The sequence below is a fragment of the Chromohalobacter moromii genome, assembly GCF_023091865.1.
GTDB lineage: Bacteria > Pseudomonadota > Gammaproteobacteria > Pseudomonadales > Halomonadaceae > Chromohalobacter > Chromohalobacter moromii.
This window is the reverse complement of record NZ_JAHXDI010000002.1, coordinates 424,023-449,887: the sequence shown is the minus strand read 5'-3', so window position 1 is coordinate 449,887 and position 25,865 is coordinate 424,023. Positions and strand designations below refer to the sequence as shown.

Annotated in this window: 22 protein-coding genes; 14 read left to right on the top strand and 8 right to left on the bottom strand. The window is 61.8% G+C overall.

The window, feature by feature from the left end; translation table 11 throughout:
* Window positions 1-17 precede the first annotated feature (17 nt).
* From nhaC to KZO83_RS08620, 3 genes are all read left to right on the top strand, one after another.
* The gene (gene nhaC / locus KZO83_RS08630) at window positions 18-1,457 is read left to right on the top strand and encodes a Na+/H+ antiporter NhaC (protein ID WP_247620479.1); all 1,440 of its coding nucleotides are present in this window, start codon (window positions 18-20) and stop codon (window positions 1,455-1,457) included.
* A 159-nt stretch (window positions 1,458-1,616) separates the two neighbouring features.
* On the top strand, window positions 1,617-3,188 hold the full coding sequence (locus KZO83_RS08625; RefSeq protein WP_178999849.1) for a carbon-nitrogen hydrolase family protein: 1,572 nt from the start codon (window positions 1,617-1,619) through the stop codon (window positions 3,186-3,188).
* A gap of 40 nt (window positions 3,189-3,228) precedes the next feature.
* The gene (locus tag KZO83_RS08620; protein WP_247620478.1) at window positions 3,229-4,023 is read left to right on the top strand and encodes a M90 family metallopeptidase; all 795 of its coding nucleotides are present in this window, start codon (window positions 3,229-3,231) and stop codon (window positions 4,021-4,023) included.
* Between the two features lie 143 nt (window positions 4,024-4,166).
* Here the strand turns inward: KZO83_RS08620 and KZO83_RS08615 are convergent, their stop codons facing one another.
* The 4 genes from KZO83_RS08615 to KZO83_RS08600 form a co-directional block, all read right to left on the bottom strand.
* Window positions 4,167-5,669 (bottom strand): tripartite tricarboxylate transporter permease, encoded by a 1,503-nt coding sequence (locus KZO83_RS08615; protein WP_178999847.1) that lies wholly within the window; start codon window positions 5,667-5,669, stop codon window positions 4,167-4,169.
* A 49-nt stretch (window positions 5,670-5,718) separates the two neighbouring features.
* Complete coding sequence (locus KZO83_RS08610; RefSeq protein WP_247620477.1) at window positions 5,719-6,300, bottom strand: tripartite tricarboxylate transporter TctB family protein; 582 nt, start codon at window positions 6,298-6,300, stop codon at window positions 5,719-5,721.
* Window positions 6,301-6,348: 48 nt separating this feature from the next.
* Window positions 6,349-7,317 (bottom strand): Bug family tripartite tricarboxylate transporter substrate binding protein, encoded by a 969-nt coding sequence (locus KZO83_RS08605; RefSeq protein WP_178999845.1) that lies wholly within the window; start codon window positions 7,315-7,317, stop codon window positions 6,349-6,351.
* A 150-nt stretch (window positions 7,318-7,467) separates the two neighbouring features.
* Window positions 7,468-8,883 carry an NAD(P)H-dependent oxidoreductase gene (locus KZO83_RS08600; RefSeq protein ID WP_247620476.1) on the bottom strand — a complete coding sequence of 472 codons (1,416 nt, stop codon included), beginning with the start codon at window positions 8,881-8,883 and terminating at the stop codon, window positions 7,468-7,470.
* Between the two features lie 277 nt (window positions 8,884-9,160).
* On the opposite strand from KZO83_RS08600, the gene KZO83_RS08595 reads away from it, so the two are divergent.
* Entirely contained in the window at window positions 9,161-9,904 is a 744-nt protein-coding gene (locus KZO83_RS08595) for a GntR family transcriptional regulator (RefSeq protein ID WP_178999843.1), read from the top strand.
* A 60-nt stretch (window positions 9,905-9,964) separates the two neighbouring features.
* On the opposite strand, the gene KZO83_RS08590 is transcribed toward KZO83_RS08595, so the two are convergent.
* The gene (locus tag KZO83_RS08590) at window positions 9,965-11,770 is read right to left on the bottom strand and encodes a DUF748 domain-containing protein (RefSeq protein ID WP_247620475.1); all 1,806 of its coding nucleotides are present in this window, start codon (window positions 11,768-11,770) and stop codon (window positions 9,965-9,967) included.
* A 257-nt stretch (window positions 11,771-12,027) separates the two neighbouring features.
* Here KZO83_RS08590 and KZO83_RS08585 point away from each other — a divergent pair, with 257 nt between their 5' ends.
* The 8 genes from KZO83_RS08585 (at window position 12,028) to KZO83_RS08550 (ending at window position 21,126) form a co-directional block, all read left to right on the top strand.
* A complete protein-coding gene (locus tag KZO83_RS08585; protein WP_247620474.1) occupies window positions 12,028-13,125 on the top strand; it encodes an aminoglycoside phosphotransferase family protein in 1,098 nt (365 codons plus the stop codon).
* Between the two features lie 121 nt (window positions 13,126-13,246).
* On the top strand, window positions 13,247-14,452 hold the full coding sequence (locus KZO83_RS08580; protein WP_247620473.1) for an ABC transporter substrate-binding protein: 1,206 nt from the start codon (window positions 13,247-13,249) through the stop codon (window positions 14,450-14,452).
* Complete coding sequence (locus tag KZO83_RS08575) at window positions 14,449-16,161, top strand: ABC transporter permease (protein ID WP_247620472.1); 1,713 nt, start codon at window positions 14,449-14,451, stop codon at window positions 16,159-16,161. Before KZO83_RS08580 ends, KZO83_RS08575 begins: the two co-directional genes overlap by 4 nt.
* 16 nt (window positions 16,162-16,177) lie before the next feature.
* Window positions 16,178-16,852 (top strand): ATP-binding cassette domain-containing protein, encoded by a 675-nt coding sequence (locus KZO83_RS08570; protein WP_247620471.1) that lies wholly within the window; start codon window positions 16,178-16,180, stop codon window positions 16,850-16,852.
* Complete coding sequence (locus tag KZO83_RS08565; protein ID WP_247620470.1) at window positions 16,849-17,520, top strand: DUF3047 domain-containing protein; 672 nt, start codon at window positions 16,849-16,851, stop codon at window positions 17,518-17,520. The genes KZO83_RS08570 and KZO83_RS08565 overlap by 4 nt, the downstream gene beginning before the upstream one ends.
* A gap of 10 nt (window positions 17,521-17,530) precedes the next feature.
* The gene (locus KZO83_RS08560; protein ID WP_418904301.1) at window positions 17,531-18,241 is read left to right on the top strand and encodes a TIGR04283 family arsenosugar biosynthesis glycosyltransferase; all 711 of its coding nucleotides are present in this window, start codon (window positions 17,531-17,533) and stop codon (window positions 18,239-18,241) included.
* Window positions 18,231-18,863, top strand: coding sequence for a TIGR04282 family arsenosugar biosynthesis glycosyltransferase (locus tag KZO83_RS08555; protein WP_247620468.1), 633 nt, complete (start codon window positions 18,231-18,233; stop codon window positions 18,861-18,863). Before KZO83_RS08560 ends, KZO83_RS08555 begins: the two co-directional genes overlap by 11 nt.
* Window positions 18,864-18,984: 121 nt before the next feature.
* Entirely contained in the window at window positions 18,985-21,126 is a 2,142-nt protein-coding gene (locus KZO83_RS08550) for an FAD-dependent oxidoreductase (protein ID WP_247620467.1), read from the top strand.
* A 16-nt stretch (window positions 21,127-21,142) separates the two neighbouring features.
* Here the strand turns inward: KZO83_RS08550 and KZO83_RS08545 are convergent, their stop codons facing one another.
* Complete coding sequence (locus tag KZO83_RS08545) at window positions 21,143-21,823, bottom strand: haloacid dehalogenase type II (protein WP_247620466.1); 681 nt, start codon at window positions 21,821-21,823, stop codon at window positions 21,143-21,145.
* 199 nt (window positions 21,824-22,022) lie between these two features.
* Here KZO83_RS08545 and argC point away from each other — a divergent pair, with 199 nt between their 5' ends.
* A complete protein-coding gene (gene argC / locus KZO83_RS08540) occupies window positions 22,023-22,970 on the top strand; it encodes an N-acetyl-gamma-glutamyl-phosphate reductase (RefSeq protein ID WP_247620465.1) in 948 nt (315 codons plus the stop codon).
* 54 nt (window positions 22,971-23,024) lie between these two features.
* Here the strand turns inward: argC and KZO83_RS08535 are convergent, their stop codons facing one another.
* Together KZO83_RS08535 and KZO83_RS08530 are read right to left on the bottom strand one after the other, a co-directional pair.
* Window positions 23,025-23,732 carry a DUF4396 domain-containing protein gene (locus tag KZO83_RS08535; protein ID WP_247620464.1) on the bottom strand — a complete coding sequence of 236 codons (708 nt, stop codon included), beginning with the start codon at window positions 23,730-23,732 and terminating at the stop codon, window positions 23,025-23,027.
* A 106-nt stretch (window positions 23,733-23,838) separates the two neighbouring features.
* Entirely contained in the window at window positions 23,839-24,828 is a 990-nt protein-coding gene (locus KZO83_RS08530) for a DMT family transporter (protein WP_247620463.1), read from the bottom strand.
* Window positions 24,829-24,932: 104 nt separating this feature from the next.
* Between KZO83_RS08530 and KZO83_RS08525 the strand changes: the two genes are divergently transcribed.
* Window positions 24,933-25,862 carry a LysR substrate-binding domain-containing protein gene (locus KZO83_RS08525; RefSeq protein ID WP_178999298.1) on the top strand — a complete coding sequence of 310 codons (930 nt, stop codon included), beginning with the start codon at window positions 24,933-24,935 and terminating at the stop codon, window positions 25,860-25,862.
* The last annotated feature ends 3 nt before the right edge of the window (window positions 25,863-25,865 follow it).

Genomic DNA, 25,865 nt, shown 5'->3' with positions numbered 1-25,865 from the left:
AGACCAAAGGAGATATCATGTCCGCATCCAACGCCCCCAGGCTACCCAGCATGGCCGAAGTGCTGACCATCATGGTGGGCTTTATCGCTATCATGTTCCTCAGCATCAACGTGCTCGGTCTGCCCATTCAGCTTGCGCTGTTCGCTTCCTGGTTCCTGGTCATGGCACTCGGCCTGAGGCTCAAGATGTCCTACGCCGCCATGCAGGAAGGCCTCATCGACGGCATCCACAATGGCATGGAGGCAGTGCTGGTTCTCACCACCGTCGGCGCACTGATCGGCACCTGGATCGCCGGGGGCATCGTGCCCAGCATCATCTACTACGGGCTGACGGTGATGAACCCACAGATCTTCCTGTTCGCCGCGTTCGTGATCTGTGCCCTGACCTCGCTATCTACCGGCACCTCCTTCGGGACTGCGGGCACCGCCGGCGTCGCCATGATGGGCATCGGTCACAGCTTCGGCATTCCGCTCCCACTGGTAGCCGGCGCGGTCATCTCAGGCGCTTACGTCGGCGACAAGATGTCGCCGCTGTCCGATACCACGGTGATGACCGCATCGCTGTGCAAGGTCAACCTGATCGACCACATCCGCTCCATGATGACGGTCAGCGCCCTCGCCATTCCGGTCGCATCGATTCTGTTCCTGGTCGTCGGCTTCTTCTATGTGAGCGGTGATGTGGACACTTCACGCGCCACTGTCGCTATGCAAGCACTAGAAACCAACTTCACCATCAGCCCGTGGTTACTGCTGCCGGCAGTGATCGTGATCGGGCTGCTGACCCGCCGCTATCCGGCCATTCCGGTCATCACCTTCGGCGCCGTCCTGGGCAGTATCTGCGCCTGGTGGGCACAGGGTGTCGGCCCCATCGATGCCATCCGCATCGCCTATGTGGGCAACGACATGCAATCCGACGTGGAGTTTCTAAACACGCTGCTCAACCGTGGCGGCATCGAGTCCATGCTCAGTGTCGTGGCGTTGATCCTATTCGCCTTGGGCCTCGGTGGCCTGATGAGCCAAGTGGGTATCCTCAAGACGATCAGCAATGGCTTTTTGCGCTGGGCCAACAACCCGGGCCGCTTGACGGTGTCGACCATGCTAGGCGGGTTCTTCGGTAACTTCTTCGGTGGCGCAGCCTACGTGTCGCTGATCACCGCCAGTACCATCACCGGGAAGAATTACGACGACCAAGGCGTTGATCGGCGGGTGCTCTCGCGTAATGCCGAAGCGGGCGGCACCATCACGACTCCAATGGTGCCCTGGACCGACGGCGGTGTATTCATGGCAACGACCCTCGGTGTCTCGACCATGTCCTACCTGCCCTTCCTTTGGTACCACATGCTGGTGATCGTGATCTCGATCTTCTATGGCTACGCCAACATCGCCATCTGGCGGACCCAGCCCAAGTCCGAGGTACAAGACAACGCCAACGCACGACAGAACTTCCAAGCCTCATAGCACGGCACCGATAGTTCTCTCATCACCCGACAAGCCCTGCCCCGTGCAGGGCTTGTCAGTCGCGAGGGGCTTTCCACTGCCCGATCGTTGGCTCATGGGCCACGCACCCTGCGTGATACACTAGCGCTCACTTTCGTATCCGCAACGCAGGACGCCCACATGTCCCTCGACGATCTTCACCTCAATCTTCGCAACTTGACGCCCGAGGACTATCCGCAGCTCAAGACGCTGATGGACCGGGTCTATCACGACATCGGCGGCGCCTGGCCCAAGCGCACCATCGAGCGACTGATCAGCGAATTCCCCGACGGTCAGATCGTCATCGAGGATGACCAGACCCTGGTCGGCGTGGCGCTGACCGCTCGCGTCGACTACGAGGAATTTTCCAATCCGCACCGCTACGACGATTTGATGGATCAGCGGGAGATCATCCTCAACGCCCCCGAGGGCGACGCCATGTATGGCCTGGATGTGCTGATCGATCCGGCCTATCGTGGCTACCGGCTCGGCAGACGCCTCTACGAAGCTCGCAAGGATCTGTGTAAATCACTGAATATGCGCGCCATCCTTGCCGGCGGCCGAATTCCCAACTACCACCAGCACGCCAGCGACATGTCGCCGGCCGAGTATCTGGATCAGGTCTCGCGCAAGGAAATTCACGACCCCATCCTCTCCTTCCAGTTGGCCAACGACTTCCAGGTCAAGCGGCTGCTGCGCAAGTACCTACCGGAGGATGAAAAATCCCAGGGCTACGCGACCCTGCTGGAGTGGAACAACATCCTCTTCGAGCCGGCCGAATCGGTACTCGATACCCGCAAGACGCAGGTGCGAGTGGGCGCGGTGCAATGGCAGATGCGCGAGTTCTCCTCGGTGGAGGCGGTGCTGCAACAGGCCGAATACTTCGTCGATGCGTTATCGGATTACCAAAGCGACTTCGCGATCTTCCCGGAGCTCTTCAACGCCCCGCTAATGGGCCTGCAGGATCGCGCCGCTCAGCAGGATCAAATCGCGGCCATCCGTTTTCTGGCAAGCTTCACCGAGCACTTCAAGACCGAGCTGTCACGCATGGCAGTGTCCTACAACATCAACATCATCGCCGGTTCGATGATCGAGGAGCACGACGACGGGCATCTCTACAACATCTCCTATCTCTTCCACCGCGACGGCGACATCGAAGCGCAGGCCAAGCTGCATATCACCCCCCAGGAGCGCCGCGACTGGATCATCGAGGGTGGCGATGATCTAAAGGTCTTCGATACCGATGCCGGGCGGATCGGCATCCTGATTTGCTACGACGTCGAGTTCCCGGAGCTCTCGCGCCTGCTCGCGGATCAGGACATGGACATCCTCTTCGTGCCGTTCTGGACCGATACCAAGAACGGCTACCTGCGTGTGCGCCACTGCTCTCAGGCACGCGCCATCGAAAACGAATGCTACGTGGTGCTGTGCGGCAGTGTCGGCAACGTGCCATCGATCGAGAACATGGAGATCCAGTACGCACAGTCCTCGGTGTTCTCGCCTTCGGACTTCGCCTTCCCCCACGATGCGGTGCTGGCCGAAACCACCCCCAATACCGAGATGATCATGTTCTCGGATCTCGACCTGACCCGTCTCACGGTGGTGCGCAACGAAGGCTCGGTCACCAACCTGAAGGACCGCCGCCAGGATCTGTTCGACCTGCGCTGGCGCGATTGGTCGTGGAAGTCCGGCTCACGCCAGGAAGACACCTGAGTCGCCGGGCACGCGGGAAACGGCGGAGAGGAGTTCGACGATGAAATGGTGGAACGCCTGGCGCGGCGAGCGCCATCCCTTCCCCGCCGAGGCCTGGGCAGAAGGCCGGGCCCGGGTGCCGCTGTTGAAGGCACTGCCGGAGGCGGACGCACGCCGCCTCGGCGAGCGCGCCTGGGCATTCCTGCGCCGCAAGCGGCTTTCGTTATTCGACGACGAACTGTTTGACCTTCCCGCGCGCCTGGCCCTGGTCGCTCAGGCGTGCCTGATGACGCTCTACTGGTCGGAGGGCGACGCCCGCGAGGCCTTTGCTAACGTCCATGAGGTGCGCGTACTGCCAGAGGCCTTCCGCCGCAAGGTCGAGGAGATGGACGAAGCCGGCGTAGTCCACGAATACGAGGACGAGCGCGTCGGCGAGACCTGGCACCAAGGCCCCATCGTCCTCGCCCTATCGGATATTCAGGAAAGTGGTGGCTGGGGCGGCTTCAACGTCGTCATTCACGAGTTCGCCCACAAACTGGACATGGGCAACTCGCTGGACGCCGACGGCTTCCCGCCCTTGCCGCACGATATCGATGCTCGTGACTGGCACCGCGTCTTCACCGGCGTGTGGGACGATCTTCAAGCACACCTGGCTCGCGGCGACGCGCCACCCATCGACGACTACGCCGCCACGCACCCCGGCGAATGCTTCGCGGTTTGCTGCGAGTACTTCTTCACCGCCCCGGATGTCCTGAACGCCGCCTATCCTGAGCTGTACGCACTGCTCGCCCGCTACTTCAGGCAGGAGCCGTTAATGCACCTACATACAGCATCCGACTCCATGTCATCACAATAAGCGGTCAGCAAGTCTGCCGAGCGTTCTCAATGTCATGTCCAACATCACCAAAGCTATCGGAGAGCGGGTGACCGCGGTACCTACCTTATGGAACGATAAGACCTAGTGTAACGGGCCCTGTCAGCGACCCCACCGAGATGTCACTAATGAGCGTCACTCAATCGCGCACTGCGCTTTCTCAGATACTTGATCAGTGGCACGATGATCGCCAGCATCACCACGGTGATAGCTATGTACAGCAAGGTGGCGCTAATCGGCCGTGAGAAAAAGATCGAGGGATCGCCCTGCGACATGCCCAGTGACCGACGGAATTCACTCTCAGCAATCGGCCCCAGCACAACACCAAGAATAATGGCAACCAATGGGAAATTGATTTTCTCAAGCAAGAAACCCAGCACCCCGAAGCCCAGCATGAGCCAAACATCGAACATCGAGTTCTGTACCGAGTACGTACCCACCACACAGCAGATGATGATGATCGGTCCCAAGGCCGAATAGGGAATATTCAACATCCGTGATAGCACGGCGACGAACGGCTTGGAGAATGCCAGGATAAGCAAGTTGACGATAAGGAGACCAACGAATACGGCATAGATTAGATCGCCGTTGTTGGTCATGAAGGATGGACCGGGCTGCAGACCATGCATGATGAAAGCCCCCAGGATGACGGCCGTCGTACCGCTGCCGGGGATACCCAGGGCGAACAGCGGCACGAGAGCGCCCATTGCGGCGGCGTTGTTAGCCGATTCAGGGGCCGCGATTCCTTCCGGTACGCCCTTACCGAATTCCTTAGGGTTCCGGGACCAACGCATCGCCTCGCTATAGCTCACCATGGCTGCAGTGCTTGCGCCGATGCCCGGTAGGATTCCGATGGCAACCCCGAGAATTGACGACCGGGCCAAGGTCAACCGAATCCGCCGAATGACAGGCATGTCGAATATTCGGATCTTAACTTTCTTGATCGGCGTGTGCGGAGCGTTGCCCTGAGCACGCTTCAACACTTCGGAAATGGCGAACATTCCCACAATGATTGGGATCAGTTGAATTCCGCCAGCCAAGTTGAGGTTGCCGAAAGTATAGCGCAAGGTGCCAGTCATCGGATCGATACCTACCGAGGCCACGAACAGCCCGATCATGGCGCCGATCAGGCCTAGCAGCAAGCTACCGCCCAACGACGCCACTACGGTCAGCCCGAGCACTGCCAGAGCGAAGAATTCCGGTGACGAGAACTTCAGTGCTATCGACGCCAACATCGGAGTGAAGACGATGAGCGCAATGGTGCCTACGAGCCCACCAACCGCTGAGCTCAAGATCCCGATACCCAGAGCCTTCCCGGCCTCACCCCGTTGGGTCATGGGATAACCGTCGAAGGAGGTCATGACGGCTTCCGGTGTTCCGGGTGCCCGGTAGAGGATGGCGGTAATCAGTCCCGAAAAAACTGTAGAGGCATAGATCGCCGTCAATAGCATGAAGGCCGTTGTGGAATCCATGCCATATGTTACCGGTAGCAGGATAACGACCAGAATAACGCCGCTAATGCCCGGTAAGGCACCACCAATGAACCCGATGAACACAGCGGATAGCAGAATCAGGAAATTCATCGGCTGCAGGACAACCGAAAAGCCGTTCATAAGACCGTCTAGCATTGTCTGTCTTCCTCAATTACACCTGTGGCGTGCATATCGACCGTCGCGATCACGGCAAGGGAATGTTCAGCAGAGTGTCGAAGACGACAAGCACCAGAATTCCCCCCACCAAAGTGGTCATGCCAATCGTCATCTTGCGTGTCGCGCCCAGGATCAGGCTGCAAAGTAGAGAGAAGACGATTGTCGCCCACAAGAAACCCACAAGGCTCATCGATACTGTGTACAGCACCACCAGCACGAGAAGAATCCAGTGGCGGTTCCGAGCGAAGAAGCCGCCGCTTGCGGTCTCGTCGGCGGCAGCTTCTTCGGGGCCGTCGTCCTCTTTAGTCGCGAGGCTGCTACCCTTCGATTTGCGCGATTCGATATGGGTCGTAACTGCCAGCATCGTCGCTAGCACGAGCATCGCCACCAGCACCAACATTGGCCAGGTGCGCGGTCCGATTAGCGTGGAGACCTCCTCGGAACTCGGCAATTGCCAGGTCAGCGTCAAGAAGAAGATTCCCCCGACAAAGACACAAGCAATGAAGGCATACAGCTTTCTAGTCATGACTGACACCGAAGATGTTGGGGCGACGCCGGGCTCCCCGGCGCCGAAGGAAAAAAGGGGCAGCATGTTTCTGACGTCACTCACTTCATTGTCTTCTGAAAAATGCTGCCCCAATCTATAGAATTATCCGAGTCACTCGTTATTGAGTAGCCGCTTATACTGCTTTAGATCGGTCTTGAGTTCCTTTCTATAGGCATCACTACCCATCCAGCCCTCGCGATAATCCAGATGGACCTTGCTGGCGTAATCTTGGTACTTGTCGGATTCGTAGATGTCCTTAAGCGCACTTTCGATAGCGGCCACCGTTTCCTTCGGCGTGTCGGCGTTGACGAACACTCCTCGCTCGTTGCCGTCCGTCAAATCCCACCCCTTTTCAACGGTTGTCGGTATGCCTGGGAAGTCCTCAAGACGCTTATCGGCAAAGACCAAAATGGGCTTCATTTTACCGGATTCCATATAGCCCAGAATTGAACTTATCTCGCCAAACATGCCATCGATATTGCCACTCAGCACATTGGACGAAACGCTGCCTTCCTCGTCGTAGGGAATGAAATTCATATCCAGGCCACTGGCATCTTTAAAACCGAGAAACGCCATCTTGTCGGGACTTGCAGCGGCGGTCCCACCGATCACGACCTCGCCGGGATTATTCTTGGCATAGTCATAAAATTCTTGGAAGTTCTTGTACTTGTCTGGATTTACAATAAGCGTCATGACATCCGACTGCATGCGGGCCACGGGCGTCAGTTGATCGAGCCCAGTAGGATTCTGGCCGGCGGCCAGCGAGGTGATGAGTGTCGACGACGAGAAGTCTAGGGTCTGACCGTCAGGTGCGCTGTTGGCAGTGCGCTGATGGGCGATGGCACCGGATGCCGTGGGCAGATCGATGACAGTCACCGTGGTATCCAGGCGCTTCTCCAACATCGGCTGGACCTGTCTGGTGAAATTGTCAGTGCCCCCACCTGCGCCGGCAGCAACCAGCGCCTTGATGTTGCCGGATGGATAGTCCGAGGCCTCAGAACTGGCTAGGGTGGTGCCGCTGACGGCGGCCACGCTCACCCCCAGAATACCAATCGCCGCGAACTTGTATTTATCGAGCATTTGACTGGCTCCCTCTCAAATAAGGAAATATTGTCGTTGATAGACGGAGCGGCGCATGCGTTCCGCCCGGTTCATCGGAACCGTGAGTTGATGTCTAGCGATGCGCGGCTTTGTCAGTCACGCAGTTTTCGTTAGCGTTGCTGCAGGTGTTCACCTCCTCGCCGTTGAGACGTCTTGGGTTCTTGTAAAGAAAGTACGATCCTGTTCGCGTCTCAGTCTCAGCAGTGCGGAATTGGGTACATTATCCAGCGCATCGAAAGGAATCGGCTCACCTGCGGCGATATCGCGCAGCAAACGCGCTCCCGGCAACAAATAGAACGGAGCCGCGCCCCCCCCATCGATAGACCGTGCCGGATGCGCCTCCGGACGCAGTCCATCGATAACACGATGGTGACCGACCATCTCGAAACGATGTCCAGTTGGCAGGTCACGAATGGCCCTTGCGACCAGATCAATTCTCGGCTGGGTCGCCTCTCCACCGCCCGAGGGCAGATTATGAAGTACGGCATCGAGTAGCGAGATCGGCGCCTCAAGACCCAATAGGTGACGTGGAAGGTATACCATCGCACTTGCCCCACTACGGCTAACCACATGCCCTTTACCACGCAACAGTTCCCAAGATGCCGCGTCTTCGCAGCGCAGGACGACGAACACTCCACCAGCGAAGCTGACCTCATCTGGCTTGCGCAGGCAGTTGAATACCTCCAGCCGGCCGCCATTCTGGAGAATTCCGCCTTGGTCACGGGTATCCAGAACCGTCGGCACCTCGGGTATTCTCAATAACGGGGCGTGGAATTCTGGGCGATCGGGAAGCAGGCCGGTTGCATTGGCGACATTGGTCATCTCACAGAGGTCCGGTACCGAGATCAATTGCATATCGCTGGCGGCTTCAATTCGCGCGCCCGCCATCTCGGCCTCCCGACTATCCTGCAGCGTCCACAAATCAGCCATGGTCGGCAGCGGATAACGTGCATCATTGCACTGGATTTCTTGGTTCGCTTCGTCCCAGACGAAATCGTATTCGCTGCTCTTACCAGCGGCGATAATTTCGAATCCTAGCGTCTTGGCCCAAGTCACCATACCGATCAAAAGGCTGGGCTGATCGCCATCCAGAGGGGTAAAGATCAAGCCCTTTTCTAACGCCTTATGGGTCAAATAGGGACCAACCACCGACTCTGTTTCCTTGGTGGCAATACCAACATGCTTGCCGGCCTCGATAGCAGCCTCGGCGTGCAGGGCACCAGCCTCTGGTATACCAGTTGCTTCAACAAGGATATCGAACGGCAAATCGACGACGGTGCTCAGATCGCCGCTGGCGATATAGCATCCAGCATCCCAGGCCGCGCGGGCCTGTTCTATCCCATGACACTCGACGATGGCCGCTATATCGACTCCAGCACGTTCCAAGGCCAAGCGTGCATTCCGGGCATCAACATCCACCGCAATTCTGGCGGAAAATGCTTTCATATTAAGGGCTTGACGCAATACACCGGTTCCGAAATCGCCAGCACCTGCAACGCAAGCCTCGACAACACGGTCACTTTCGAAATAGTTCAGATAGTTCATTCGAGAATCGCCAATTCCTAAAGCGGGAAAACGTCCATGCCCCACTAACGTGGTCTATATTACCCGACATATCATCATGCCGAATAGTTAGCGAAAGGCTAGTGGTATACCATTTTTGCCGTCAAAGGAGCAGCGGTTAGACTTTAGTAGTTTCTGAGCACTTTAATCTACTAACTACCTGATAGAAAGGCATAAAAAAATTTACAGGGCGGCGGGTAAAGTTGATTTCAAAAAGGATGGTATGCCATATTTAGGACAAATTGGCAGGCAGCTTTCCATGACTTCACTCGACGATATCGCCCATACAACGCAACAGGGGCTAGTCACCAAGGTGGCCAGCTATCTTCGCGAGCATATCGTGATGGATCACTTTCAACCGGGACAACGGCTGCCCGAGCGCACTCTGGCCGAAGAGCTACAGGTTTCCCGGACCCCTCTACGAGAGGCCTTGAAGATACTCGCCGCTGAAGGGCTGGTAGAAATCCTACCGAACCGAGGTGCAGTGGTTTCCGATGTTAGCCCCGCGGATGTCAAAGAGAAAGCTTACGTCCTAAGCGTACTTGAGCAGGCCGCAGCGGAGCTTGCCTGCGAAAAAGCAACCGACCGCGACATTACAGAGGTACAGGCGCTGCACTACGAGATGAAAGCGGCATTCATCCGCGGCGACCGGCAGAATTATTTCCGCATCAACCAAGAGATTCACGACCGCATTGTCGCCCTCTCGGGTAACAGATCGCTGAGAGAGATGCATGGCTACTTATGTCGCCAACTATACCGCGTGCGCTATCTATCCAACCAAAAAAGCGAGAAATGGACGACCGCCATGGCTGAGCATGAAGCGATCATGGCAGCCTTAGAGGCACGAGACGCACCAAGAATGGGACAAGAGCTACGCAATCATCTTGGCAAGACATGGTTCAAATTTGCCGCCAACGAAAATCCTGAAACGCGTTCGTCAGGCCAAACGAACGCAAAACCGGCCAAGCAAAAAAAAGAGTCCCCCTCCGCTGACGAGCAATGATGATCTATATGGCGATACATCGGCAGACCTTATTGCAGCGCTGCCCGCCTCACTGAGTGCTCACTGGCGAGTGCGAGCGCGCTCGTAGAGCGCTGGGCCCTCTCCAGGGGCCTCGTCACTTTGACCATTGCCATCGCCCGCGCCATTTCCACGCCCCTCACTGTCGGTGGCCGACTCGGCACCGTCGCCGACCATCTCGGAGACCGTTTCCAGCGGCGACGACACCAGATTCTCGAGCGCCTCGCGGATCGCCTGACCGGCAACACTGCCAAAGTCCACCGATCCGGGATCGTCGAGTGGCAAGCGCATGGGGATATCGAGCTTAATGGTGCCGTCGTCACTTTTCAGGACACCGACCAGTGTCTTGAGTGGCAAGTCGGTGGCCGAGGCATCGACCTCCTCCCCTAGCTTGAGTCGATGCAACACGAGATGATTCTGTGCCTTCAGGCGACCCTGATCGATTCGGTAGTCGAGATCCAGCGTCGCCTGGCCACGCTCGACGGCATAGCCACCGAACTCGCGCAAGTAGGGCGCCAAGGTTTCAAGATCAAGGCGCTCGAAGTGCAAGTTCAGATTGCCGTTCAGCGCGTCACCGAGCGGATCGAAGGTGCCTTCGATGCGCAGCGGCGAACCATCGGCCACCTGCCCGTCGAGCGACAACTGGGCTTCGCCCGACTGGCCGGAGTTGAGCTGTCGCCACTCGCCATTCAGCGCCGAAAAGTCGAGCTCGAATGGGCGTGGCAGGTGACGATCAACGAAGGCCATCGCACCACGCTCTATGGACAGGGTATCGATCGCATAGCGCATGCCATCGGCTCTGGAACCACCCTCCTCAGAACCACGGCTAGATGCCGGCGGGCGCCAAGCGGTGAGATTGGTGTCGAGTCGTTTATCGATCGTCACATCGAGCCAAGGCGCCGCCAGCGACACCCGCTCAGCGGTGAGTTCAGGCCGCGCGCTGGCGAACGTCAGCCCTTCCACGGCGAATCGTTCAGCGCGGGCGATGGTCTGATCCTTCTTGGGATCACGCATCGCGAGTCCTTCGATCACGCCCTGACCGTTGACTTGTGTACCGGCATCACTGGCGCGACCCGCACGCAGTCGAATCTGTGCGCCAAGCGACCCCGCCGCCGGCTCGGCGCGAACGACATGGGCCAGATAACCCGACAGCGTGGTCAGTGGCACTTGGTCCGCCTCGAGATCGACATCCACCGTCCACGGCGAGAAACCCATCTCGCCCGCCCCCTTCAGCGTGCCGCCATTCCAGTCTGCCTGCCCCTGCAGAGAGAAGGGCCGATCATCGCTATTGTCATAATGGCGCGCTTCGAGATCGAGGCTTTTCAGGCTCAGCGTCAGCGGCTCATCGGGTCGCCGATTGATCCAGTCCAGCCGGCCATCGCTAACGTTGAGTTGGGCGATACGCAGTGGCGCCGATTCACCGCCCCCACCGTCACCGCCAAATAGTTGCGCCAGGTTCCACTCGCCTCCGGAGCGCCAGATCAATTGCAGCCGCGGCGACGTTAGCTCGATTCGCTCGAAGCGCCAGCCAGATTCGAACAGCGAGTGCCAGTCGAAGGTCGCCACGATGCGTTGGCTCGAGAAAACCGGTGTGTCGGCCTGGCCCGCAATACGTAGCCCGTCGAGGGTGACCTGGTGGCGCCATGGGGTGAGGGTGACGTCGTCGATGGCCACCTGGCGACCGCTGCGATCGCTCAGCGCCTGGCTGAGGCGCTGGTCGATATACGCCGGTAACGCCCACAGCCAGGCGACCAGACATAGCAGCACTAGCGCCGCCAGCACACTCAATCCCATGCCGAGGCGACGCTTGCGCATCGGTTGCGCCATGCTGCGATGGGAGTGCGGCATGTCAATTTTCCGTTTTGTCAGATCATGATGGATGAATACTCATCAGCGTGACATCGTCAGCGTGGCCCCGCCAGTCGCCGGCTAGGCTAGCCGCAACGCCGGCTTGTCGTTACAGTTACTTTAGAGCGCGTCGCGGCAGGAGCATCGCGGAACTAGAAAGGAATTGGCCCTTTCTGCGACTAACAGGGTATGTCAGCCATGTTGGCCCCATGTCGAATAATGCCAGTAGCTAACCCCCTCCTAGGAGTGTTTCTTTCGTGGTCGATTTTACGCCCTCATCGCTATTCTCTGTCGAACGTCTATCTCAATTGCACAAGGCGTTGATCGCCATCGACAACACAGTCGTTCATCTCGCCGCGTTGCCGGATACCGGTCTTGCCCATGATCATGTGTGGATCTCACGTGAAACCGGCCCCGACTGGATAGCAAGACTGCCCAAGCAGAGCCAGATGCAGCTCGACCCGCAGACAAATCTAGAGTATCAGGCGGCCTGTTTTCGACGCGCCGCACAGAGCGGCCATACACCGGACCTCCACGCCATCCTGCCAATCAGTGCCGACTTCCCCCGTGGAGGCCTGCTCGTGAGTGCCATCGAGGGTAGGCAGGCGCGGCTGCCTGACGACTTACCGGCAATCGGCGAGGCACTGGCGCATCTGCATGACATCGCCGTGCCGCCGGTCGCTACGCGCCCACCGCTGGAAAGTCCGCATTCGCCCTGGACCGCCATGCGCGATGAGGTTCTGGCCCAGGCTAACTATCTCGATGACGCGCCGATTGATGAGGCGACAAGGCGGCGGCTCGACAGCGAGCTGACACTCTTCAACGATGATCGTGAATTGGCCGAGCGTATCGATGTCCAACGCTGCCTGATCAGTTTCGATGCGCATCCGGGCAACTTCCTGATCACCCCGGAGGGAAAGGCGGTACTGGTCGATCTGGAGAAGTGCCGTTATGGCCACCCCGGGCTGGATCTTGCCCATGCCTCGCTGTATACCTCCACGACCTGGGATCCGGCGAGCTACGCCGTCTTGGATACCGCCACCGTAGTGGACTTTTATCGCCACTGGTGGGCAACCCGGCACACCACCAATGAGGTGATGGATGTCGAGGCCTTGGTGGCCACGAGGCGAGCCATGTGGCTGTGGTCGACGACTTGGTGTGCCAAGTGGCTGACACTTCACCACCAAGAGCGGGATTCGCTGGCACAAGGCGAGGACTGGTCCGCTGCCTTGAGCGAGGACCGGCTGATTGCACATGTAGAAGACCGGGCTCGACACTATTTGTCCTCGCCGGTCATCGAGCGAGTCAGTGACGACAACCATCGGCTTTCCCGAGAGCTGAGCCGGGCACGCTGATGCTTGTCGGCTAGTGAGGGGCGCGCTTTCGACTGCGAGCTACGGGCACCGGCGCCGATACGCGATGTAAGGAATATCGCCGTGCCACGACCAAGGCGGTGATCAATCGAGGGAGAGAGACATGACGTTTTCGCGAGGCTTGCTGTTAGCGGCGTTGTCGCTATTGCCGACGATGGGTCAGGCATACGAGTTGTCCGATTGGGACTCGGTGACCGAGGCCGCCCGGGGGCAGACCGTCTACTGGAATGCCTGGGGCGGCGATCCGCGCACCAATACCTATATCGACTGGGTGGCCGATCAGGTCGACGAGCGCTACGGGATCGACCTTGAGCATGTCAAGGTGGGCGATACCGGCGAGGCGGTGACCCGCGTAGTGGCCGAGAAAGCAGCGGGTAACGACGACCAGGGCGCGGTCGATCTGATCTGGCTCAACGGCGAGAATTTCGCCGCCATGAAGGACAACGACCTGCTCTATGGCCCCTGGGCCGAGCAGCTGCCCCATTTTCCGCTGACCGCGCCCGAGCAGAACCCCGAGGTGCGCGAGGACTTCACCCTGCCGGTCGAGGGCTACGAAGCGCCCTGGGGGCGTGCGCAGATCACCTTCTATTACGACAGCGCGCGTGTCGATGAGCCGCCGCGCAGCATATCCGCGCTGCTCGACTGGGCCCGGGCGCATCCGGGGCGATTCACCTATCCCCAGCCGCCGGCCTTTCTGGGCACGACCTTCCTCAAGCAGGCACTGCTGGCCTTGACCGAGCACCGTGAGGCGCTTTATGCACCGGTCAACGAGGCCGATTTCGAGTCCGTCACCGCACCGCTGTGGGACTACCTGGACCGTTTGCATCCCTCTCTGTGGCGCGAGGGCGAGCGCTTCCCCGCGGGCGGGCCACAGATGCGTCAGTTGATGGGCGACGGGGCGTTGAGCCTGGCGTTCACCTTTACCCCCTCCGCCCCGGCCGCCGCGGTCCTCGATTATCAACTGCCACCGACCACGCGCAGTTACATCCTCGACGATGGCACGCTGGGCAACGTGCATTTCGTCGCCATTCCCTTCAATGCCCAGCACAAGGCCGGCGCCTTGACGGTCGCCAACTTCCTGCTCTCGCCCGAGGCCCAGGCCCGCAAGCAGGACCTCTCTCTGTGGGGCGATGCCACGGTGCTGGACATGTCGCGCCTGAACCCCGAGCAGCGTGAGGCGTTCGCGCGCGATGGCCGGGCCGCCGAGAGCCTGCCGCCACCCTCCTTGGGCGAGACGCTGCGCGAACCCCATCCCTCCTGGATCGAGCCGCTCGAGAAGGCCTGGCGGCAGCGTTACGGCGCGCAATGACATCGGCCGTTGCCTATCGGCTGGTTGTCGGTGTCCTGCCCTGGCTGACCATCGCCTTGCTCAGCGTACCGGTGGTCGCCGGTGTGCTGGGGGCGCTGGCACCGGCGTTCGGCTGGTTGCCGGCACTCGGCGGTGAACGCCTGACCCTGGCGCCCTGGCGGCAGCTCTTCGCGGTGCCGGGAATCGTCGACATGGCACGGCTCAGCCTGGTGACCGGGTTGGTCAGCGCGGCGTTGTCACTGGGTCTGGTGGTACTGTTCCTGGGCAGTTTCCTGCATACGGCGCTGTATCGGCGCATCCAGCGCTGGCTGTCGCCGCTACTGGCGGTGCCCCACGCAGCGGCGGCGATCGGCCTGGCGTTCCTGCTGGCGCCGTCGGGATGGGCGGCGCGGGGAATCTCGCCCTGGCTGAGCGGTTGGGCCTACCCGCCGGATTATGCGTTTCCCGGCGATGCCTGGGGGCTGTCGTTGATCCTGGGGCTGGTCGTCAAGGAGGTGCCCTTCCTGCTGCTGATGAGCTTGGCGGCCCTGGTGCAGTGCCAGGCCGGCGAGCGCCTGCGCGTGGCACGCAGTCTGGGCTATCGTCCGCTGACGGCCTTTCTCAAGGGTGTCATGCCCGGGCTCTATCCCTTGCTGCGGTTGCCCCTCTACGCGGTGATCGCCTTTGCCACCTCGACGGTGGACGTAGCCATGATCCTGGGCCCCACGACGCCTTCCACGCTTGCGGTGTCGGTGGTCGGCTGGCTCAACGATCCCGCGCTGTCGATGCGCTTCATGGCCTCGGCGGGGGCGATGCTGCAGCTGCTGCTGACGCTGGTTGCCTTGTCGATCTGGTGGGCGCTGGAGCGATTGGTGGCGCGCGCCAGCCGGGGCTGGTGTCGGGACGGGCGGCGCCAGTGCGGCGATCGCTGGCTGGCCGGTATGGCCTGGCTGGCCATGCGCACCGTGCTGGGCCTGATGATGGCCGCGCTGGCGGGACTGGCGCTGTGGTCGGTGGCTGGATACTGGCCGTTCCCGGCGTTCCTGCCCTGGCCGCCGACCGCGCACAACTGGCTGAACGCGGCCGATGATCTGGTCGCGCCGGTATGGCAGTCGCTCGGGGTCGCGCTCGCCGCGACCCTGGTCTCCGTGGTGCTGGTGCTGGGCGCGCTGGAGGCGGAGACCCAGCGCCGCCGGCCGATGCGCCCCTGGGCGCAACTGATCCTGTACCTGCCGTTGCTGGTGCCCTCGGTGGCGTTTCTGTTCGGGCTGGTCATGATGCAGGCGCAAATGGGTGTCCGGCCCGGCCTGGGTGCGGTCATCATCGGTCACGCGGTGTTCGTACTGCCCTACGTCTTCCTGTCGCTGGCGGAAAGCTATCGACGCCTGGATCCGCGCTGGAGCCAGCAGGCGAGCAGCCTCGGTGCCGGCCCCTGGCGGGTCTTCTGGCGCGTGCGTCTGCCGCTGTTGCTGACACCGGTACTGACCGCGGCGGCGGTGGGCTTCGCGGTGAGCATCGGCCAGTATCTGCCGACCTTGCTGCTGGGCGCCGGGCGCGTGGTCACGGTGACCACCGAGGCGGTCAGCCTGGCGAGCGGGGGAGACCGCCGGCTGACGGCCATTTACGCCCTGCTGCAACTGTTGCTGCCGGCGCTGGGCTTCATGCTGGCGATGCTGGTGCCGCGTTATGTGTTTCGACGGCGGCGCGGTCTGCTGCCAGGTGCCGACTGACGAAAGGATTCATGCCATGGCGTCACTGATTCTCGACGACATCGTCATTCATCAGGGGCAGCAACGTCTGCTGAGCCTGGACACGGCGGTCGCTCCCGGCGAGGTACTGACCGTCATGGGGCCCTCCGGCGTCGGCAAGTCCACCTTGCTGGCGTTCATCGCGGGGTTTTTGAGCCCGGCTTTCCAGGCGCAAGGGCGCGTGCTGCTCGAGGAGACGCGAATCGATACGCTACCCGCCGAGCAGCGCCATGTGGGGCTACTCTTTCAGGATCCGCTGCTGTTTCCGCATCTCGATGTGGCCGGCAATCTGGCCTTCGGCATGGTGCGTGAAGGGACGCGCCGGCAACGCCGCGAGCGAATCCATGACGCCCTGTCGTCGGTGGGACTGGAGGCATTCGCGGGGCGCGATCCGTCGACGCTCTCCGGCGGACAGAAGGCGCGAGTGGCCCTGTTGCGGGTGCTGTTGTCGCAGCCGCGCGCGATCCTGCTCGACGAGCCGTTCTCCAAGCTGGATGCCGCCCGGCGCGACGAGATCCGCCACTGGGTCTTCGAACGCGTGCGTCACTACCGCTTGCCCACGTTGATGGTGACCCACGACGAAGCCGACGCCCAGGCGGCGGGAGGGCGCATCCTGAGGTTGACCGAACGAGGCACCGCCATGGAGTCCATCGATCAGGAGAAACGCACATGATGATGCACCAATGGATAGCGCGGACACTGCTGCTGGGCGGCCTGGCGCTCTCGACAAGCGCCTGGGCCGCCGAGATCGCGTTTTCCGCCCGGGACATGGCGGCGTGGGAGACGCGTTCCTTCGAGGGACAGACGCGTTACGCGGTCGTCCGCGACAACGGCGTCGAGGTGCTCCAAGCGAATGCGCGGGGCCAGGCGTCCGCCAAGTACTTGGAGCGCGAGATCGATCTGGATGAGACCCCTTATCTGCACTGGTGCTGGAAGGTGGATGCCCGCTACACGGGGCTCGACGAGCGCACCCAGGCCGGCGACGACTATCCCGCCCGACTCTACGTGGCACGCAAGACGGGCCTGCTGCCGTGGCAGGTGCAATCGGTGAACTACGTCTGGTCCTCCAATCAGGCCACGGACGCGCGCTGGCCGAATGCCTTCACCGACCGGGCGATGCTGCTGGCCCTTCAGGGTGAGCAGTCGCCGGTCGGCGAATGGCGGGCGGAAGTGCGCGACGTGAGTGCCGATTACCAGGCGTTGTTCGGCGAGGACGTGAGCGAGATCGACGGCGTGGCGTTGATGAGCGATGGCGACAATGCGGGCGGCGACGCCACCGCCTGGTATTACGGCGTCGGCTTTTCCGCGTCGCCGACACCGCCTCGCTGTCCCGAGGGATAAGCCAATGAGCGTGCATGATTCAGGACCGCTTGCCGACACACCGCGGCTGAGCGTGATCGTGCCGGTGGTGAACGAAGCCGCGACGATCCAGGCCTGCCTGACCGCCTTGTCGCCGTTGAGAGACCGCGGCGTCGAGATCATGGTCGTCGACGGCGGCAGCGACGACGACACCGCCGCGCTGGCGCGCCCCCTGGCGGATCGGGTGCTGATCGGTGAACGCGGCCGGGCCCGGCAGATGAATTTCGGCGGTCGGGAGAGTAGCGGTGACGGCCTGGTCTTCGTGCATGCCGACACGCGCCTGCCAGATCGCGCCGATCGGTTGATCGACGCAGCGCTGAAGGGCCCGGCATGTTGGGGGCGCTTCGACGTCGAGATCGAGCGCGGATTCGCGCTGGCGGGGCTGGTCGGCTGGAGCATGAACCGGCGCTCGCGCCTCACTGGCATCGCCACGGGTGACCAGGCGATCTTCATGACCCGCGACGCGTTCGAGCGCGTTGGCGGTTTCCCCGACCAGCCGCTGATGGAAGACATCGAAATCAGCCGGCGCCTACGTCGTCTGTGCGCGCCGGCTTGCCTCGCCCCGCGGGTGACCACGTCCGCGCGGCGCTGGCAGCAGCACGGCCCGTTACGCACCATCGTCACGATGTGGTGGCTGCGCCTGCGCTACTGGTGCGGTGTATCGCCCTGGACCCTGGCGGGGGAGTACACCGATGTCCGCTGACGCGATGATCGCCGGCGCCGAGGCGACGCTGCTGGTGTTCGCCAAGGCGCCGATCCCCGGCAAGATCAAGACCCGGCTGATGCCGGCACTCGATGCCGAGCAGGCGCGCGACGTGCATGTCGCACTGCTCGAACGCACGCTCGAGGTGGCCTGCCAGACCTTTCCCGCCGCACGGGTACAGCTGTGGGCGGGGCTGGCACCGCGCCATCCGCTGCTCGAAGCGCTGGCGGCGCGACATGGCATCGCACTGCACGCCCAGCCGTCGGGGGATCTCGGGCAGCGAATGCACGCCGCCTTGTCCGCCCAGCGCGGCCCGGCGTTACTGATCGGCAGCGACTGCCCGGTGTTGACGTCGACGCTATTGGCGCGCTGCGTGCGGGCGCTGAACGCTCACGATCTGGTGATGCTGCCCGCCGAGGACGGCGGTTATGCATTGATCGGGGGCCATCGGCTCCCCGCCCGACTGTTCACGGACGTGGCCTGGGGCGGCAGCGAGGTAGCGGCGCAGACGCTCGCAAGGGCACGAGAACTGGGCCTTCGCGTGGCCTGCCCCGATACGGTGTGGGATCTTGACACCCCGCGCGATCTCGAGCGCTGGCGCATGCTGGACAACGCGACATGAATGCTCGCCCTGGCGTGTGGTGGACGACGCGTTTTGTTGCCATGATGGACGCGGATCGGCTTGGAGCAGGATGCCGCCAAGCCATGATGGCCGAATGAAAGCACGCAGAAGGGGAGAGGAAGTGAAACATTATCGCGTGGTGATTCTCGGCGTGGTCCTGGTGGCGATCATTGCCTTCTTTGCGGGTGGCTTCGACGATTACCTGACGCTCGAGTCCATCAAGTCGCTGCAAGGGCGGTTCGATCGATGGTTCGCCGATGCGCCCTGGCTCGTCGCCGGCGGTTTCTTCCTCGTCTATGTGCTGGTCGCCGCGCTTTCGCTGCCCGGCGCCGCCTTCCTGACGCTGCTGGGGGGCGCCCTATTCGGCCTGGGCTGGGGTTTCTTGATCATCTCCTTTGCCAGCACGATTGGCGCCACCCTGGCGTTTCTGGTCTCCCGAACCCTGTTTCGGGAACTGATCGAGCGTCGCTTCGCGCGGCAGATCGAGACGATCAACCGCGGCATCGAGCGCGACGGTGCGTTGTATCTGTTCAGCCTGCGGCTGGTGCCGATCTTCCCGTTCTTCGTGGTCAATCTGGCCATGGGCCTGACCCGGCTGCGCACCTCGGTGTTCTATGTCGCCAGCCAGATCGGCATGATTCCGGGCACGCTGGTCTACGTGAACGCCGGCCAGCAACTCGGCGAACTGCAATCGCTGGGTGGCGTCGTGTCGCCGTCGCTGCTGCTTTCCTTCGCCCTGCTGGGCGTCTTCCCGCTGATCGCGCGCTGGATCGTCGACGGGCTGCAACGCCGCAAGCGCTACCGGGGGTATGCCAAGCCCCGGCGCTTCGATGTCGACATTCTGGTGATCGGCGGCGGCTCGGCGGGGCTCGTGACCAGCTACATCGCCAGTGCGGTGCGAGCGAAGGTCGCGCTCGTCGAACGTGACGCCATGGGGGGCGACTGTCTCAATACCGGGTGCGTGCCTTCCAAGGCGCTGATTCGCGCCGCGCGGGCCGCCCAGAACGTGCGCGATGCCGAGCGACTGGGTGTCCATGCGGGGGCGCCGCGTATCGACTTCGGCGAGGTCATGGGCCACGTGCGACGTGTCATCGAGGAGGTGGCACCCCATGACAGCGAGGAACGCTATACCGGGCTGGGCGTCGAGGTGAAACGCGGCACGGCGCGGCTGCTGTCACCGTGGACGGTGGATGTCGACGGCCAGCCGCTGACGGCTCGGCATATCGTCATCGCCACCGGCGCCACGCCCAAGGTGCCGCCGATTCCGGGCATCGAGCAGATCGACGTGCTGACTTCAGAGAACCTGTGGACGCTGACCGAGCAGCCGCGCCGCCTGGTGGTGCTGGGCGGCGGCGCCATCGGCTGCGAGCTCGGCCAGAGCTTCGCCCGCCTGGGTAGCCAGGTAACGCTGGTCGAGGGCGCCGAGCAGCTGCTGGGGCGCGAGGATGACGAAGTCGGCGAGCTCGTCGCCGGCCTGCTCGCCGAGGAAGGCCTCGAGATCATGACTCGTACCCGGGCGCTGTCGGTGACGGTCGAGAACGACGAGCACCAGCTCCTCGTCGAGGCGGCCGACGGTCGTCAGACGCGCATTCCCTTCGACCGCCTGCTGGTCAGCGTCGGTCGTCAGGCCAACGTCGAAGGGCTCGGGCTGGAAGCGCTGGGGATCGCCACTCGCGACAACGGGACCTTGGAGGTCAACGAGCAGCTACAGACCAAGCTGCCCAACATCTGGGCCTGCGGCGATGTCGCCGGCCCTTATCAGTTGACCCACGCCGCCGCGCACCAGGCCTGGCATGCCGCCGTCAACGCCCTGTTCGGCGAGTTCAAGCGTTTCAAGGTCGACTACCGCATCATGCCCGCGGTGACGTACCTGCAACCCGAAGTGGCGCGCGTGGGGCTCAACGAGCGCGAGGCCAGGGCCCAGGGCATCGCCTACGAGGTCACTCGCTACGCGATGGCCGAGAGCGACCGGGCCATCGCCGAGCGCGCCACCACTGGTTTCGTCAAGATCCTCACCGTCCCCGGCAAGGATCGCATCCTCGGTGCCACTCTGGTCGGCGAAAACGCCGGTGAATGGCTGGCGGAGGTGACGCTGGCCATGAAGCACAACATCGGGCTCAACAAGTTGCTCGGCACGATTCACCCCTATCCGACCCTCTCGGAAGCCGTCAAAGGCACCGCCGGCGTATGGAAGAACGCCCACAAGCCCGAGCGCCTGCTCGGCTGGCTGGCGCGTTATTTCCGGTGGCGGCGTGGTGGCTGAACGTGTCTCGTCGCGCTTACTTCACCAAGCGCTCAGCGAGTTCGTCGAGATCGCTCACCGTCATGTCGGGCTCATCGCCCCAGGGATCGAAGGGCGCTTCCGCACTGCGGCGTATCCAGGCCGCGTGCAAGCCAGCGTACTTGGCCCCGATGATGTCGAAGGGATTGCTGGAAATCAGCCAGGTATCGGTGGCCTTCGACTCGGTGCATTGGCGCAAATAAGCGTACACGGCAGGATCGGGCTTGAAGCGTTTGATGTCGTCGACGCTGACGATGGCGTCGAACCGCTCGCGGATACCTGCCTGGGCCAATAACCCCGTCACGGCCTCCCGGGTGCCGTTGGAAAACGCCACACAGCGCATGCCGGCATCACTCAAGCGTGCCAGTCCTTCGGCGACATCGGAAAATGCCGGTAAGCGCCCATAAAGCGCCATCAATCGGTCCTTGGCGACCTCCGAGAGCTGGTTACCCATGGCGCGGTCGGTGAATTCCAGCGCATCCCGCGTGCAATCGGCGAAGCTCGCATAAGCGCCCATCAGCGAGCGACGAAAGGCAAATTCGAGCTGCTTGTCCCGCCAACGCTGCGAAAAGGCCTGCGCCTTTTCGGTATCGCCCAATTCAGCGTTCAAGGCCTCCACCACGCCGTGAGTGTCAATCAAGGTGCCATAGACATCGAAAGCCAATACACGCTTGTTCATATGTCGTCCTTATCACGCTTGTCTCAGTGGGTGACGCGAAATCCCAACCCCTCTCAGGTTGGTCGTTTTTGCGAGTCACGACAAGCGGATTGACGCTCGGAAACATGACAGCGCGGCCGCATCGACGCACAATGGAGGACGATTCGCTGGCAGTGCTGCCGGCATGTACGGACCCGGTCAACGAGGCAACGAATTTCCCATGGCATTCAAGGTATACGTAGACGGTCAGGAAGGCACCACTGGGCTGCGGCTGCTGGATTATCTCGAGGCACGCAAGGATATCGAACTACTGCGCATCGACAGCGACAAGCGCAAGGATGCCACCGAACGCGCCCGTCTGCTCAACGCCGCCGATGTGGCCTTTCTATGCCTGCCCGATGCGGCTTCTCGCGAGGCCGCGGCGCTGCTCGAGAACCCCGATACCTGCCTGATCGACGCCAGCACGGCCTTTCGCACCGATGCCGAGTGGACCTATGGCCTCCCCGAACTGACGCCGGGCCAGCGTGACGCCATTCGCGCCAGCAAGCGCATCGCCAATCCAGGCTGCCATGCCAGTGCCTTCATCATGCTCGCCCGGCCGCTGGTCGAGGCCGGCCTGCTGCCCGCGCAAACGCCGTTGACGGCACATTCGATCACCGGCTACAGCGGCGGCGGCAAGAAGTTGATCGCCGAGTACGAAGCCGGCCGCGACGACCGTCTGGCCGCACCGCGTCACTACGCCATGGGGCTGACCCACAAGCACTTGCCGGAAATGCGTGTGCACGGCGGGCTCGAGCGGACACCGGTTTTCCAGCCGATCGTCGGCCCCTTCCTCAAGGGTCTCTCGGTGACGATTCCCCTGCACATCGACCAGCTTAGCCCCGGGGCCACGGCCGCGGCGCTGCGCCAAGCCTACGCCGAGCACTACGCAGGTGAGACTTTCGTTCGCGTCATGCCCCTCGAGGACCCCGCCAACCTGGATGGTGGCTTCTTCGAAGTACAGGGCTGCAACGACACCAACCGCGTCGACCTGTTCGTGTTCGGCAACCATGAACACGTCTCCCTCGTCGCCCGGTTGGACAATCTCGGCAAAGGGGCGGCAGGCGCCGCCGTGCAGAGCATGAACCTGCACCTCGGCGTGGATGAGGCCAGCGGCCTCTCGGCCTGAGTACGGCGACTCCCGTGATCACCGCACGACGAATCATGCGGTGATCACGCCGCCTTACATCGCGTGCTTGATGCCTCGGTCGATCAATATCCAGTTAGCTGGATAGGACGTTGCGAATCCGATCAGCATGGCGATCTGCATCATGAACCAGAAGGTGACCGAGAAAGCGTTCATTTCGCCCATCCAGCCGTGAATGGCGATCAGCATCCAGACGTACATGCCCGCCTGGAACGCGATCAGCGAAAGCGTATCCGCCTTGATGGCATCGATCAGCGCCTGGCGTGGACCACTGTCGCTCATGGCGCGGATCGGTAAATATTGAAACAGCACACCGAACAGGTACGCGCCGACGAAGGCCAGCACGAAGTGCCCCAGCGTCGCCGACCCTAGCAAGGCAAACCCCGTCAGGGTCGCCAGCGGCGCAGTGACGACATCGCCTGCGGTGCAACCGCCCCCGCAGTGCGTGGCCGAGACGAAAACGCCCTGCCACTTGGGCTTATCGCCATGATGATGGTGAGTATGAGCATGGTCGTGCTCGTGACCTTCACCATGTCCATGGCTCGCCTGCTCATTTGCCGAAGGCGTGGCACGGCCCATGCGTGCATACGCCCACCAGCCCAGCACTGGCATATAAAGCCCGGTGATCGGCCAGGTCACGTTCATGATCGCCATCGGCTGCGGACGCCGCATCACGTCCCGCGCAATCGCCAGTGCCGTGATCACGCCGAGGGCAATGAAGAGCCAGGAAACGAAGGTCAACATGCGACAACTCCTTGTCCGTGTTGAAATAGCAACGTGCCCCTAGGTATAGGAAATGATCGCGCCTGACTCAACCTGCATCCGGCCCCCAGGTTAAACATCGGCAGCATCATTCCGGCGACCACGACGAATGACCGGATCGAGGCGCGGCGTCGGCCGACACGACACTGGACGACATGCGGTCGGGCGTGGCGCGCCAGACGCATACTCCCGCCACGCCCACGCACAACATGCCCACCGCCGTGGCCACGTCCGGCTTCTCGCTGAACAGCCACCACCCCCAACCGGTCGCGAAAATGAGGTACGCGTAATCGAAAACGCCGATCAAGGCGGCCGGAGCCAGTTGATACGCCTTGGCTACCGTACTGCTGGCCAGTACGAACAGCACCGCCAGGCCACCCAGCATGCCCCAGGTCGCGGGCACCAAGGACTGCCAGGGCAAGGTCAGAAAGGACATCGCGTGTGCGGGATCTCCAGCGAACAACGTCATGCCGACACATCCCGCGACGCCCATGCTCAAGAATCCCAGGTTCAACGCCCCGGAAAGCACCAATGCCCGTTCACTGCGGCAGTGAATCCGTGTGACCACGGACGCCAGTGCATAACACACCGCCGCCAGCAGCGGCAGTGCCACCGTGGGCGTGAAATGCATCGTCCCCGGGCGCAATATCAGCACCACGCCGGCAAAGCCCAAGACGATTCCCCACCAGCCTGCTGTTGAAAGCCGCTCGCCGGCCAGCCAGGCAGCGAACAAGGCAATGAACAGCGGCGAGGTGTACAGCGCCACCGCTGCCATGGATAGCGTCAACGTCGGCAGCGCCGCATAGAAGGTCACCCACATCGCCATCAACAAGCCGGTTCTGACCAGCACCCAGCGGCGGCGCAGAGCTCGCCCCAGGCGCACCACGCCACGTCTTCCAAGCAACACCCCCAAAAGCGGCAACGCCAACAGCGCACGCAGCACGTATAACTGCCAAACTCCCACGTCATCGCTGATATACTTAACTAAAGCGTCGGCCATCGAGAGACAGAAGACCGAGGCGATAATACAACCGATGCCTTGCCATTCTGAGGCTTGCGTACCAATTATCGGCTTCATGAACGTTCTCCCTGAGCAAGAAGCCGCTCAAGGGTGCGCGCCCCAGGCATGCACGACAAACGAGTTATACGTCACTTTCCATGAGCTGTGATTATGGATCTTATATGAACCGACTAGGCAAGGCCTTGCCCCCACTCGCCAGCCTGATGCCCTTCGAGGCTGCCGCTCGGCTGGAAAGCTTCTCGCGTGCCGCCGAGGAGTTGCATCTCACCCAGGCCGCCGTCAGCCGCCAAATTCGCGCCCTGGAGGAAAACCTCGGCGTGTCGCTATTCGAGCGTCGCAACCGAGGCGTCTTCCTCACCGCCGCCGGCCGCGAGTTCGGGCGCACGGTGAGTACCGCTCTGGAGAGCGTCTCAACGCATGCCAACACCTTGCGAGAGGAAGTGCATGACGGTGTGGTGGTGCTCTTCTGCCAGCTCTGCGAAGCCTTCTACTGGGTCATGCCGCGCCTCGCCGCATTCAACCGGCGGCATCCGGAAATCGAGGTACGCCTGGTGACCTCGACGCGCCCCGTGGTCGAGCATCACGACTATTTCGATGTCGCACTGCAGACGAGCGGGCGCCCCAGCGGCAGTCACACGCTGTCCTTCACCGCATCCGACGAGATCTTTCCGATTTGCAGTCCCGACTATCTCGCCGCACAGCAGCGCCCCATCACGCTGGCGAACCTCGCCGAACACCGTTTGCTGCACCACAGGGCCGACGCACCGGACTGGTTCGAGTGGGATAGTTGGCTACGCGCCATGGGGAATTTCGTGCCCAGCCAGGGAAATGGCATGATTTTCGATAGCTATCCGCTGGTTCTTCAGTCGGCGCTTGCCGGGCATGGTATTGCCCTTGGCTGGCGGCGCACGGCCGAGCGCCTGGTGCAAAACGGCCAGCTCGTGCGACCAGTCGATGCGTCGCTGCCGCTCAGCGACGCGCTCTCGGTGTATACACGACAAGGCGCTCAATCGAGAGTGGAAACGCTGGCACTGCTGGACTGGCTGCAACACGAATTTCACGCCGATCATGGCGGTGAAGCAGCCTTTTGAAAG